This is a genomic window from Actinomadura geliboluensis (genome assembly GCF_005889745.1).
In the GTDB taxonomy this organism is placed as follows: Bacteria; Actinomycetota; Actinomycetes; order Streptosporangiales; family Streptosporangiaceae; genus Spirillospora; species Spirillospora geliboluensis.
Genome location: NZ_VCKZ01000047.1, coordinates 1 through 12,247, shown reverse-complemented (window position 1 = coordinate 12,247; position 12,247 = coordinate 1). Strand labels below are relative to the sequence as shown.

Sequence of the window (12,247 nt, the reverse complement as noted above, 5' to 3'; positions counted from 1 at the left end):
TCGATAAACCGAACGATTGTGAGCGTACGTCGGCCCCGCGCGGGATGTCAACGGCCCGGCCGGGCCGGATCGTCAGGGCGCGTCGGAGCGGTGCGGCGGTTCCGCGGGCGCCGAGTGGACCCGCTGGTCGGCGTCGTACTGCAGGAGCAGGACCGAGCGGACGGGGCCGTCCAGCGCGGCGTAGGAGTGCGGGAGCCGGGCGTCGAAGCTGACGTAGTCGCCGGGGCCGAGCTCGACGTCCCGGTCGTCCACCCGAACGGCGAGCCGCCCGTCCTGGACGATCGTGTGCTCGGTGCCAACGTGGCCCAGCGAGTCCTGCCGGCGGCCGGCCCGGAAGCGCTGGTCGTACACCTCGAACAGGGCGCCGCCGGAGGCGATCCCGCGCAGCGGCCGCAGGTCGACGCCCTCGCCGCGCAGCACCTCCACGTCCGCCGCGCGGACCACGGTGAGGCCGGCGGGCTGCTGCCCGTCCAGCAGCTCGGAGACGGGGACCTCCAGCACGCGGGCCAGGCTGAACACCGTCTCGATGGTGGGGTTGCCGGCGCCCGCCTCCAGTTGCGAGAGCGTCGCCTTGCCGATCTTCGAGCGGCGGGACAGCTCGGACAGCGACAGGCCGAGCTCCAGGCGCGCGCGCCGCAGGTTGCCCGCCAGCACGTCCCGCACCGATTCCCCTGACGCGCTCACGCTCCGGCCCGCCCCTCGCTAGCGTTCGCTTTAACGAACAGCCAGTGTAGCGCCGCGACGACGGTCAGGTGCGAGTGCAATACTACATGTCACTATCCGGAGCGTCCGTCCGGAGGGAGAGCCCACCGCGATGCTGAACCTGCCGTCCCTCGGCCCGCGCAAGAGCGTCCGGGTGCAGATCGCCCACGCGCTGCGGGCCGCGATCGTCAGCGGCGAGATGCGGCCGGGCACGGTCTACTCCGCTCCCGCGATCGCCGACCGGTTCGGGGTGTCCCCGACCCCGGTCCGGGAGGCGATGATCGACCTCGCCCGCGAGGGGCTGGTCGGCGTCGTCCGCAACAAGGGGTTCCGGGTCACCGAGCTGTCGGACCGGGAACTGGACGAGATCACCGAGGTGCGGGCGCTGATCGAGGTTCCGGCCGTCGTCCGGGTCGCGGAGTCCGGCCGGGCCGCCGAGGTCCGCGCGCTGCGGCCGCTGGCCGAGGCGATCGTGCGGGCCGCGGGGGAGCGGGACGTCCTCGCCTACATCGAGGCCGACCACCGCTTCCATCTCGCGCTGCTCGGGCTCGGCGGCAACGCGCACCTCGTCCGGCTGGTGAGCGAGCTGCGGTACAGGTCGCGGCTCTACGGCGTCCCCCGGCTGGCGGAGCGCGGCGAGCTGGAGCCGTCCGCCCGCGAGCACGAGGAACTCCTCGACGCGGTGGCGGACGGCGACGCGGCGCGCACCGAGGCCCTGACGCGCCACCACCTGCGCCACATCCGCGGCATCTGGGCCGACCGCCCCGAACGCCGCTGACTCAGCGGAGTCCGCGCGACGGCGCGCCGAACTCCGGGACGATCAAGAACCTCAGCGGCAGGGGGACGGCGACGTAGACCGCCTTGCCGAAGACCGGGTCCCGGCCGGGTCCGCCGGGCGCGCCGAGCCGGGCGCGGCCGGGATGCACGCCCCAGCGCCCGCCGATCTCCGCCGTCAGCGCGCTCACCAGCGCGAGCCCGCGGCCCCGGCAGGCCTCGGACGGCTCGATGGGACCCGCCGGGAGCATGGCCGGTCCGCGCCAGGGGCCGGCGTCGAACACCGTGAACGTGACATGGGGCCGGTTCCGCCGGCCGATCCGGGCCCATAATTCGGCGCTCCACCGGTCGCCGTGCAGGACCGCGTTCGCCGCGAGCTCGGAAACGATCGTGCGAATGTCGTCCGTCACGGACGGGGAGAGTTCCAGTTCGGCGGAGAGGCGCCCGGCAATGGACCGCGCGGTGGGCGCGGCCGTCGGATCGGGCGGCAGCGGCCACGCCGGAAAGGCGCTCGCTGACCGGGCGGCCTCCGTCCCGGAGATCCGCGAGTTGTCCGTCATCATGATCGCCTTCCCTGGGCGTACCGGCCCGGCGCGGGCCGGACCGCCGGAAGGGGGAGGCGGTGAGGAGCCCCCTTCCGGCGGCGGGGAAACGGTGGTGCTCCCTTCTGCCGGAGAGGTACGGGAAGTATTGCCGCGAGCCCGGAACGGCGGGCATCAGCTGGTGCATAATTTCCGGCTATGGATCTCGATATCGGTCATCTGCGCATGGTCTGCGCGATGGCGGAGACGGGAAGCGTCACCCGGGCCGCGGCGCGGATGGGGGTGTCGCAGCCCGCCATGTCGAGCCAGCTCCGCAGGGTCGAGGAGATCGTCGGCGGGCGGCTGTTCGAGCGCAGCCGCGCGGGCCTGGAGCCGACGGCGCTGGGGCGGCAGGTCGTCGCCCGGGCGCGGACCGTGCTGGCGGAGCTGGACACCCTCTTCGGCGAACTGCCCGCGCCGGCGGAGCCGGGCACGGCCCTCGCCCTCGGCTGCGTGCACCTCGCCTGCGTCGGCAGCATCGTCGAGCGGGTCGGCGGGGAACTGCCCGGCCGGGAGGTCTCGCTGCGCATCGAGCCGTCCTCGGCGCTGCTCGGCGACGCCCTCAACCGGGGCCGCCTCGACGCCGCGCTGCTCGGGATCATGGAGGGCTTCGACGTCGCGCTGACCGCCCCGGTGGTCAGCCGCACGCTGGTGCCCCGCTACCCGATCTTCGTGGCGCTCGCCGCGGACCATCCGCTGGCCGGGCGGGACGAGATCGACCTGGTCGACCTGAAGGACGAGTCCTGGATCGGCCCGCCCGGCGCCGACGACGGCTCGCTGGCGTCGCTGCGCGCCTCCTGCCGCGCCGCCGGCTTCGAGCCCGTCGTGCGCTACGAGGCGCCGAGCGGCGCCGCCTGCCCGCTGGTCGCGGCCGGGCACGGGGTGCGGCTGGTGGATCCGTCGTGGCCGCCGCAGCCCGGCACGGTGGTCCGGCCGCTGGCGGGGGAGCCGCAGGTCGCCAAGCTGATCGTCGCCTGGCGCCGGGACCGGCTGAACGACGCGGACGCCGCGGCCCTCTACCGGGGCCTCGCCGCCGCCTTCGTCGAGCACGCGGACCGCCATCCGGCGTTCGGCGCCTGGTGGCACGCCCATCCGCACGTCCACCCGCTGCTGTGAGCGCGGCGCCTGCGCTGCGGCTTCGCCCGCGTGGAACGGTATTCTGATCGCGGGTGAGGAGGAGGCATATGGATACGGTGGCCGACGCCGTGGGCGGACTTCCGGACCTCGGCGGCCACACCAGCCTCCGCGGACAGGTGGCCGAGGCGCTGCGCCACGCGCTCGCCAGCGGCACGCTGCGGTCGGGCGTCGTCTACTCCGCCCCCACACTGGCCGAGGAGTTCGGCATCTCCGCCACGCCCGTCCGCGAAGCCATGATCGACCTCGTCCGGGACGGGCTGTTCGAGGCGGTGCGCAACCGCGGCTTCCGGGTGGTCCCGCTGTCCGACCGCGACCTCGCCGAGCTGACCGAGCTCCGGGAGATGGTCGAGGTTCCCGCGGTCGTGCGGCTGGCCGGGGCCGTGCCCGCGGAGGCCCGCGCGCGGCTGCGCTCCCTCGCCGAGGAGGGCGCGGAGGCGGCGGCGCACGGCGACGCCCTCCGGTTCCTGGACGCCGACCGCCGGTTCCACACCGAGCTGCTCGAACTCACCGGCAACCGGACCCTCGTCCGGACGGTCCTCGACCTGCGCGACCGGTCCCGCATGCACGGGCTCGTCAAGCCCGCGGCGGCGGCCGAGCTGGCGGCGTCGGCCGACGAGCACCTCCGGCTGCTGGACGCCCTGGTCGCCGGCGACGCCGAGCGCGCCGGCGGCATCATGACCCGCCACCTCGACCACGTCCGGAACGCGGACGCCTGACCCCACCCGCCTGAGCTCGTCCTCCGGGGAACCGGACGCACCGGCCCTTGGCAAGGACCATTTTACATTTTACAGTGCAATTTCACATTGCACAGCGGACGCCACGGCACCGGGCCGTGGCACTCCCCCCGGTCCGCGAAGGAGGAACCCCGGATGGTCCGCCACAAGCGCAGCCGCGCCGCCCTGGCCCTGGCCCTGGCCGCCGCGCTGTCCGCGACCGCGCTCACCGCACCGGCCCGCGCCGGTGCGGCGGGCGACCGCGGCGCGCCCCCCGCCCCGTCCCCCCGTACCGGCACCCAGGTACAGACCCAGAAGGAGGCCGAGCAGGCACTCGTCACACAGATCACGAAGGACCACGGCGTCTCCGCCGCGGAGGCGCGGCGCCGCGCCGACCGGCAACCCGCCCAGCTCAGGCTCGCGGCCGAGATCCGCGCGGACCTCGGCGCCGCCTACGGCGGAGCCTGGATCGACCAGGCGCACGGCGGCCGGCTCACCGTCGGCGTGACCGCCGGATCGGCGGCGCCCAAGGCGCGCGGCGCCGCCAGGGCGTCCGGCATGGGCGACACCGCCACGACCACCGTCCGGTACGGCTTCGACCACCTCCAGAAGGTGTCGGACGCGCTGGCCGAGCGGATCGCCAAGGCCAACGAGGGCGCCCGGAACGGCCTCCAGAGCGGCATCGTCACGTCCCGCAACGCGGTGAAGCTCGGCGGCGTGCGCGGCGCCGCGCTCACCCGCGCCCAGAAGGACGTGCTGAGCTGGGCGAAGCGCGAGTTCGGCGCGGCCGTGGAGGTCTCCGCGTACGCGCACCGGTCGGTGCCGCGCTACTGCTACGACGACTACGCGTGCGACCCGCCGCTGCGCTCCGGGCTGGCGATCTTCACCGGCGGGGCGCGGTGCACCAGCGCGTTCACGGCGTACTCGGGCGGCAGGTACTACATGCTCACCGCCGGCCACTGCGCCGAGCTCGGTTACTGGTGGGACGTGTCCACCTACAGCTACGGCTACCAGAACGTCGGGGGCGTCGCCGACTACACGTTCGGCTGGTACGGCGATTCCGCGATCGTGTCGGTCGGCGACCCCGGCTGGTGGCAGCCGCGCGGCTGGGTGCTGTACGAGACGCCCGTCCGCGGCAGCGAGGCCGACTACGTCGGCGGATACGTCTGCAAGCAGGGCTCGACGACCGGCTACACCTGCGGGACGGTCACCGAGATCGACGCCACCGTCTCCTACCCGAACCGGACGCTCTCCGGCATGACCTGGAGCACGGCGTGCGACGGTCCGGGCGACAGCGGCAGCGGCGTGTTCTACGGCAACTACGCCCACGGCATCCTGAGCGGCGGGCCGAACTCCGGGTGCGGCATGATCCACGAACCGATCGGCCGGGCCCTGTCCACCTGGGGCGTGTCGCTGCTCAGCGGCTGACATCGCCCGGGACACGGGGCCGTGCCGCACCCGGTGGCGGGTGCGGCACGGCCCCTCCGGCGTGCTCTCAACCCGCGAGGGACTGCATCCAGAGCTCGATCTCCTCGGGATGGCGCGGCAGCTCGGCGGACATCAGCCGCGCGCCGGTCTCGGTGACGACGACGTCGTCCTCGATGCGGACGCCGATGCCGCGCAGCTCCGGGGGCAGGGTCAGGTCGTCCGGCTGCAGGTAGAGGCCCGGTTCGACGGTGAGGACGTGGCCGGGGCGCAACTCCGCGTCGAGGTACTGGGACGCGCGCGCGGCCGCGCAGTCGTGCACGTCCATGCCGAGCATGTGCCCGCTGCTGCACAGCGTGTAGCGGCGGTAGACGCCCGACTCGGGGTCGAGCGCCTCCTCGGCGCTGCGCAGCACGCCCCACTCCTGGAGGCCCTCGGCGATGACGCGCATCGCGGCCAGGTGGAAGTCGCGGAAGCGGGCGCCCGGGCGCACCGCCGCGAGGCCCGCCTCCTGCGCGAGGTAGACGAGGTCGTAGACTTGCCGCTGGCGCGGGGTGAACCAGCCGCTGACCGGGATCGTGCGGGTGACGTCGGCGGTGTAGAGGGTGTCGGTCTCCACGCCGGCGTCGAGCAGGAGCATCTCCCCGAGCCGCAGCGTGCCGTCGTTGCGGGTCCAGTGCAGGACGCACGCGTGCGCCCCGGACGCGGCGATCGTCTCGTAGCCGACGCCGTTGCCCTCCATCCGCGCGACGCGTTCGAACGTCCCCTCGACCCAGCGCTCGCCGCGCGGCATCCCGGTCGCGCGGGGGAGCGCGGCGGCGACGGCGGTGAAGGCCGTCACGGTGTGGTCGACGGCGGCCTGGAGCTGCGCGATCTCCCATTCGTCCTTGATGAGGCGGAGTTCGGCGGCGGCCGCGGCGAACTCGCGGTCGCGTTCGGCGTCCCGGACCGGGACCGCCGCGTCGACCGCCGGGTCCACGCCCCGGATCACGCGGGCGGGGCGCGGCCCGCGGAGCGCGCCGGCGAGGTCGTCCAGCGGCGCGCAGGCGAGGCCGAGCCGCTCCTCGGTCTCGGCGAGGGCGGCGCGGCGGCCGACCCAGAACTCCCCGTGCCGGCGGTCCCGGTAGAAGCCGCCGTCGCCGCGCGGCGACCGGGGCCGGTGGTAGAGGACGGCGTCGTGCCCGGCGGCGGTCGGCTCCAGCACCAGGACGGCGCCGGTCCCGGTGTCCGCCGCGGTGTCGCCGGACAGGTGCGCGTAGGCGGTGTGGGGGCGGTAGCGGTGGTCGCAGTCGTTGCTGCGGACCTTCGGCGGCCCGGCGGGCAGGACGAGGCGCTCGCCCGGGAAGCGGGCCGAGAGGGCGGCGCGCCGCTTCTCCGCGTAGGCCGCGACCGGCAGCCGCTCGGCGGGCGGCGTGTCGGGCGCGGCCCAGCCGGTGGTCATGAAGGAGGCGAGCGCCGCGGAGACGGGCAGGTCATGGCTGCCCGTGGCGAACCGGTCGGCGGATGGGGCCGCGGATCGACCCGGCGGGTCGGCGGCGGGTCGGTCGGTGGGGCGGTCGTCCATGGCGGCCATGTCCTCCGTGTGCTGTCCCGGATGTGGAGATTCGATAACGGGCCTTGTAGTGCAATTGCACTGTACTATTTTATATGGCACTCCGCCCGACGATGCACGGAGATGCCATGAGACGTCCGGTAAGGACCTGTTTCGCCCTCGCCCTCTCGCTGGCCGTCGCCGGCGGCGCGTCCGCCGCCTGCGGCTCGGGCGGCGACGGGGCCGCGCCCAAGGCCGGCGGCACCCTCACCGTCCTGTTCAACGAGGACTTCGCCCACCTCGACCCGCAGCGCAACTACGTGATGTTCGCGATGGACTTCGGCACCCGGCTGCTCTACCGGACGCTGACGACCTACGCCGCGAAGCCCGGCCAGGCGGGCACCGAGGTCGTCCCCGATCTCGCGACCGGCACCGGCACCACGTCCGACCACGGCAGGACCTGGACGTTCCACCTCAAGCCCGGCCTGAAGTTCGAGGACGGCTCGCCCATCACGAGCGCCGACGTCAAGTACGGCGTGGAGCGTTCCTTCGCCCCCGACCTCCCGGAGGGGCCCGGCTACGCCAGGACGATGCTCGCGGGCGGCGACCGCTACAAGGGCCCCTACCAGGACGAGAACGGCCTCGCCTCCATCAAGGCCCCGGACGCGCAGACCATCGTGTTCCAGCTCAAGGAACCGTCCATGGACTGGCCGAAGATCACGACGCTGCCGACGTTCGCGCCCGTCCCGAAGGCCGAGGACACCGGCGTCAACTTCGACAGGCGGCCGTTCTCGTCCGGCCCCTACAAGGTGGAGTCCTACGACCGGGGCAAGAGGCTGGCGCTGGTCAGGAACCCGCACTGGAGCAAGGCGACCGACGGCGTCCGGCAGGCCAACCCCGACCGGATCGTCGTCGAGGAGGGCATCGCGCAGCCCACCATCGACCAGCGGCTGATCGCCGACCAGGGCGGGGACCAGCGGGCCGTCACCCTCTACAGCGTCGCCCCGGCCAGCATGCCCCGCGTCCTGACCCGCCCGGACGTCAAGAAGCGGTTCGTCAGCGCGACCAGCCTGTGCACGCGGTTCCTCGCGATGAACACCTCCAAGCCCCCGTTCGACGACCCGAAGGTGCGGCAGGCGATGCAGTTCGCCGTCGACAAGGAGGCGTACCGCACCGCGCACGGCGGCAGCGGCGTCGGCGAACTCGCCGGCTCCTACCTCCCGCCCGCCATGACCGGCGGGCGGGCCCAGGACGTCTACAAGGCCCCGCCCACCGGCGACCCCGCCAAGGCACGGGAGCTGCTCGCCGCCGCCGGCAAGAGCGCGGGCCTGTCGATCCGCCTGACCACGACCAGCACCGAGCAGGGCAAGGCCGAGGCGGAGGCCGTCCAGCAGGCGCTCGCGCGGGCGGGCGTGAAGGTCCAGATCAACTCCGTCGCGAAGAGCGTCTACTACGACGCCATCGGCGACATCGAGAAGGAGGACGAGCTGGTCTTCTACGGCTGGTGCGCCGACTACCCGTCCGCCGGCTCGTTCATCCCGCCGATCTTCGACGGCCGCACCATCGCGCCGAAGGGCAACACCGTCGTCTCCCAGCTCGACGACGAGGGGGTCAACGCGAAGATCGACGCGGCCGTGGCGGCGAACGACCCCGCCCGGTGGCAGGCGCTCGACCGCGACCTGATGGGCCTGTCGCCGATGGTCCCGCTGATCCACGACAAGCTGCCGCTGCTGCACGGCTCCAAGGTCACCGGCGCGTTCGGCCACCCCATCTGGGAGGGCGAGCTCGACTTCGCCGTCCTCGGGGTGAAGTAGTGGCCGTCCCGTCGCTCACCGAGGCGGCGGGCGGCGCGCCGGCGCCCGCCGGCCGGTCGCCCTGGCGGCTGGCCGGCGGGCGGCTGCGCCGCGACCCCGCCGCCCTCGCCGGCCTCGCGATCATCGCGCTGTTCGTGCTGATGGCCGTCGCCGCCCCGCTGCTCACCGCGCTGAACGGGCACGGCCCGAACGAGTTCCACCCGGAGAAGATCGACAAGGCGCTCGCCGGGGCGCCCAAGGGCGCGTTCGGCGGCATCGACGGCGACTTCTGGCTGGGCGTCGAGCCCGGCACCGGACGCGACGTGTTCAGCCGGACGGTCTACGGCGCCCGCGTCTCGCTGCTGATCTCCGTCGCGGCGACCTGCGTCTCCACCGTCGCCGGCACCGTCCTCGGGCTCGCCGCGGGCTTCGCCGGCGGCCGGGTCGACGCGCTGATCAGCCGCGCCATGGACCTCGTGCTGTCCTTCCCCCACCTCATCTTCATGATCGCCCTGGTGTCGGTGCTGCCGGAGGCGAACCGGATGCTGGAGCTGGTGGTCGTCATGGGCTTCTTCGGCTGGCCCTACATCGGGCGGATCGTGCGCGGGCAGGCGCTCTCGCTGCGCCACCGGGAGTTCGTGGACGCCGCGCGCGCCACCGGCATGCCGCGCACCCGGATCGTGTTCCGCGAGGTGCTGCCGAACCTGCTGGCGCCGGTGCTCGTCTACGCCACGCTCACCATCCCGATCAACATCGGCACCGAGGCGGCGCTGTCGTTCCTCGGCATCGGCGTCCGGCCGCCGGACGCGTCCTGGGGGCAGATGATGGCCAAGGCGATCGACTGGTACCAGGTCGACCCGACGTTCTTCGTGGTGCCCGGCGTGTGCCTGCTGCTGACCGTGCTCGCGTTCACGCTGCTCGGCGACGCGTTCCGGGACGCCCTCGACCCGCGCGGGGCCGACCGGTGATCCGCTACCTCGCGCTGCGGCTGGCCGGCGTCGCGGGCGTGCTGCTCGTCATCTGCGCGGTCACCTTCACGATCTTCTACGTGTTCCCCGCCGACCCGGCGCTGCAGGCGTGCGGGAAGTCGTGCACGCCGGAGCGGCTCGCGATGCTGCACCACCAGATGGGCCTGGACCGGCCGCTGTGGCGCCAGTTCACCGACTACCTCGCCGGGATCTTCGCCGGCCGCACCTACGGGTCGGGGCCCCTGGCCGTCCAGTGCCACTTCCCGTGCCTCGGGTTCTCCTACCAGAACAACATGCCGGTCTGGGACCTGATGATGCAGCGGCTCCCCACGACCCTGTCGATCGGGGTCGGCGCCGCCGTCCTGTGGCTCGCGGGCGGCGTCGGCGTCGGCGTCGTGTCCGCGCTGCGCAAGGACACCCTGCTGGACCGGACGCTGATGGTCGGCATGCTCACCGCCGCGTCCCTGCCCATCTACTTCACGGCGATGGCGCTGACCGTCCTGGTCGTCCAGCTCGGCGGCCTGCTGCCCTACTCCAGCTACGTGCCGATCGCGGACGACCCCGTCGGCTGGGCGCGGAACCTCGTCCTGCCCTGGGCGGCGCTGGCGCTGCTGTACGCGGCCATGTACGCGCGGATGTCGCGGGCGTCGATGGTGGAGACGATGGCCGAGCCCTACATCCGGACGGCGCGCGCCAAGGGCCTGCCCGAGCGGACCGTCGTCGCCAAGCACGGTCTGCGGGCCGGGCTCACCCCCGTCCTCACCGTGTTCGGCATGGACCTCGGCGCGCTGCTCGGCGGCGCCGTGATCACCGAGAGCGTGTTCGGGCTGCCCGGCGTCGGCCGGCTCACCATCGACGCGATCGACAAGTCCGACCAGCCGGTCGTGATGGGGGTCGCGCTGCTGGCCGCGTTCTTCATCACCTTCGCCAACCTCGCGGTCGACCTGCTCTACGCCGCGATCGACCCCCAGGTGAGGTACGCATGACGCCGCTGACCGTCCGGGACCTCGTCGTCGAGTTCCCGACCCCGCGGGGGCCGGTGCGCGCGGTGGACGGGCTGTCGTTCACCGTCGGCGCGGGCCGCACCCTCGGCATCGTCGGCGAGTCCGGCTCCGGCAAGTCCGTGACCAGCCTCGCCGTCATGGGGCTGCACGACCGGGCCCGGGTGACCGGGTCGATCGACGTCGCCGGCACCGAGGTCGTCGGCGCCGGCCGGGAGCGGATCCGCGCGCTGCGCGGCCGCCGGATCGCGATGATCTTCCAGGACCCGCTGACCTCGCTGCACCCGCACTACCGGGTCGGCGAGCAGATCGCCGAGGCGCGCCGGCTGCACTTCGGCGAGTCCCGCCGCGCGGCGCACGCGCACGCCGTCCGGCTGCTCGGCGACGTCGGCATCCCCGACCCGGGCGAGCGCGCCCGCGACCACCCGCACCAGTTCTCCGGCGGCATGCGCCAGCGCGTCATGATCGCGATGGCGCTGGCCTGCGAGCCGGAGCTGCTGATCGCCGACGAGCCGACGACCGCGCTGGACGTGACCGTCCAGGCGCAGATCCTGGAGCTGATCGCGCGGATCCAGCGCGACCGCGGCCTCGCCGTCCTGATGATCACCCACGATCTCGGGGTGGTCGCGCGGGTCGCCGACGACGTCCTGGTCATGTACGCGGGACGGGCCGTGGAGCGCGCGGCGGCCGGTGCGCTGTTCGCCGCGCCCCGGCACCCCTACACCCGCGGCCTGCTCGGCTCGCTGCCCCGGCTGACCGGGCCGCCCGGCGAGCTGGTCCCGATCCCGGGCGCCCCGCCGTCGCCGTCGCGTCCCCCGGCGGGGTGCCCGTTCGAGCCGCGGTGCCCGGAGCGGATCGCGGTGTGCGCGACCGACCGGCCGCCGCTGCGGGGCGCGCCGCACCCGGCGGCCTGCCATCTGCTGACGGCCGGTGGGGAGGTGGCGGGATGACCCCGCTGCTCAGCCTGGACGGGCTGACGAAGACGTTCCGCACCCGGCACGGCGCCGTCCGCGCGGTGGACGGCCTCGACCTGGAGGTGCGCGCCGGGGAGGCGCTCGGGCTGGTCGGCGAGTCTGGCTGCGGCAAGTCCACGACCGGGCGGATGCTCGTCCGGCTGCTGGACCCGACCGCCGGGCGGATCACCTTCGACGGGCGCGACATCACCGGGCTGTCGCAGCGGCGGATGCGCCCGCTGCGCCGCGACCTCCAGATCATCTTCCAGGACCCGTTCGCGTCGCTGAACCCCCGGCACACGGTCGGCTCCATCGTGGCGGCGCCGCTGCGCGCGCAGGGCGAGGCCGACCCCGTCCCGCGGGTGCGGGAGATGCTGGAGTTCGTCGGCCTCGGCGCCGAGCACGCCGACCGGTACCCGCACGAGTTCTCCGGCGGGCAGGCGCAGCGGATCGGGATCGCGCGGGCGCTGGTCACCGGCCCTCGCCTCGTTGTCGCGGACGAGCCGGTGTCGGCGCTGGACGTGTCGATCCAGGCCCAGATCGTCAACCTGCTGGCCGGGCTGCGGCGGCGCCTCGGCCTGGCGTACGTGTTCATCGCGCACGACCTCGCCGTGGTGCGGCACGTGTGCGACCGGGTCGCCGTGATGTACCTGTATCTTATACACATCT

Annotated in this window: 12 protein-coding genes; 9 read left to right on the top strand and 3 right to left on the bottom strand. The window is 73.9% G+C overall.

Going from position 1 to position 12,247, the window contains the following annotated elements:
* Window positions 1-72: 72 nt before the first annotated feature.
* Window positions 73-684, bottom strand: a complete 612-nt coding sequence (locus tag ETD96_RS09605) for a helix-turn-helix domain-containing protein (protein ID WP_138635959.1) — start codon at window positions 682-684, stop codon at window positions 73-75.
* Between the two features lie 130 nt (window positions 685-814).
* On the opposite strand from ETD96_RS09605, the gene ETD96_RS09600 reads away from it, so the two are divergent.
* Entirely contained in the window at window positions 815-1,480 is a 666-nt protein-coding gene (locus ETD96_RS09600; RefSeq protein WP_138635958.1) for a GntR family transcriptional regulator, read from the top strand.
* Between the two features lies 1 nt (window position 1,481).
* On the opposite strand, the gene ETD96_RS09595 is transcribed toward ETD96_RS09600, so the two are convergent.
* Window positions 1,482-2,039: an ATP-binding protein gene (locus tag ETD96_RS09595; RefSeq protein WP_138635957.1), complete on the bottom strand. Its 558-nt coding sequence runs from the start codon at window positions 2,037-2,039 to the stop codon at window positions 1,482-1,484.
* A 177-nt stretch (window positions 2,040-2,216) separates the two neighbouring features.
* Here ETD96_RS09595 and ETD96_RS09590 point away from each other — a divergent pair, with 177 nt between their 5' ends.
* From ETD96_RS09590 to ETD96_RS09580, 3 genes are all read left to right on the top strand, one after another.
* Window positions 2,217-3,173: a LysR family transcriptional regulator gene (locus ETD96_RS09590; protein WP_138635956.1), complete on the top strand. Its 957-nt coding sequence runs from the start codon at window positions 2,217-2,219 to the stop codon at window positions 3,171-3,173.
* A gap of 68 nt (window positions 3,174-3,241) precedes the next feature.
* Window positions 3,242-3,910 (top strand): GntR family transcriptional regulator, encoded by a 669-nt coding sequence (locus ETD96_RS09585; protein ID WP_138635955.1) that lies wholly within the window; start codon window positions 3,242-3,244, stop codon window positions 3,908-3,910.
* A gap of 153 nt (window positions 3,911-4,063) precedes the next feature.
* The gene (locus ETD96_RS09580; RefSeq protein WP_138635954.1) at window positions 4,064-5,335 is read left to right on the top strand and encodes a S1 family peptidase; all 1,272 of its coding nucleotides are present in this window, start codon (window positions 4,064-4,066) and stop codon (window positions 5,333-5,335) included.
* A gap of 67 nt (window positions 5,336-5,402) precedes the next feature.
* Here the strand turns inward: ETD96_RS09580 and ETD96_RS09575 are convergent, their stop codons facing one another.
* Window positions 5,403-6,896 carry an aminopeptidase P family protein gene (locus ETD96_RS09575; protein ID WP_138635975.1) on the bottom strand — a complete coding sequence of 498 codons (1,494 nt, stop codon included), beginning with the start codon at window positions 6,894-6,896 and terminating at the stop codon, window positions 5,403-5,405.
* 116 nt (window positions 6,897-7,012) lie between these two features.
* On the opposite strand from ETD96_RS09575, the gene ETD96_RS09570 reads away from it, so the two are divergent.
* The 5 genes from ETD96_RS09570 to ETD96_RS09550 form a co-directional block, all read left to right on the top strand.
* Window positions 7,013-8,677, top strand: coding sequence for an ABC transporter substrate-binding protein (locus ETD96_RS09570; RefSeq protein ID WP_138635953.1), 1,665 nt, complete (start codon window positions 7,013-7,015; stop codon window positions 8,675-8,677).
* The gene (locus ETD96_RS09565; RefSeq protein WP_138635952.1) at window positions 8,677-9,624 is read left to right on the top strand and encodes an ABC transporter permease; all 948 of its coding nucleotides are present in this window, start codon (window positions 8,677-8,679) and stop codon (window positions 9,622-9,624) included. The genes ETD96_RS09570 and ETD96_RS09565 overlap by 1 nt, the downstream gene beginning before the upstream one ends.
* Window positions 9,621-10,610 (top strand): ABC transporter permease, encoded by a 990-nt coding sequence (locus ETD96_RS09560; protein ID WP_138635951.1) that lies wholly within the window; start codon window positions 9,621-9,623, stop codon window positions 10,608-10,610. The genes ETD96_RS09565 and ETD96_RS09560 overlap by 4 nt, the downstream gene beginning before the upstream one ends.
* Window positions 10,607-11,575 carry an ABC transporter ATP-binding protein gene (locus ETD96_RS09555; RefSeq protein WP_138635950.1) on the top strand — a complete coding sequence of 323 codons (969 nt, stop codon included), beginning with the start codon at window positions 10,607-10,609 and terminating at the stop codon, window positions 11,573-11,575. The genes ETD96_RS09560 and ETD96_RS09555 overlap by 4 nt, the downstream gene beginning before the upstream one ends.
* The coding region (locus ETD96_RS09550; protein ID WP_138635949.1) for an ATP-binding cassette domain-containing protein at window positions 11,572-12,247 on the top strand (676 nt) is incomplete at its 3' end. The genes ETD96_RS09555 and ETD96_RS09550, both read left to right, overlap by 4 nt.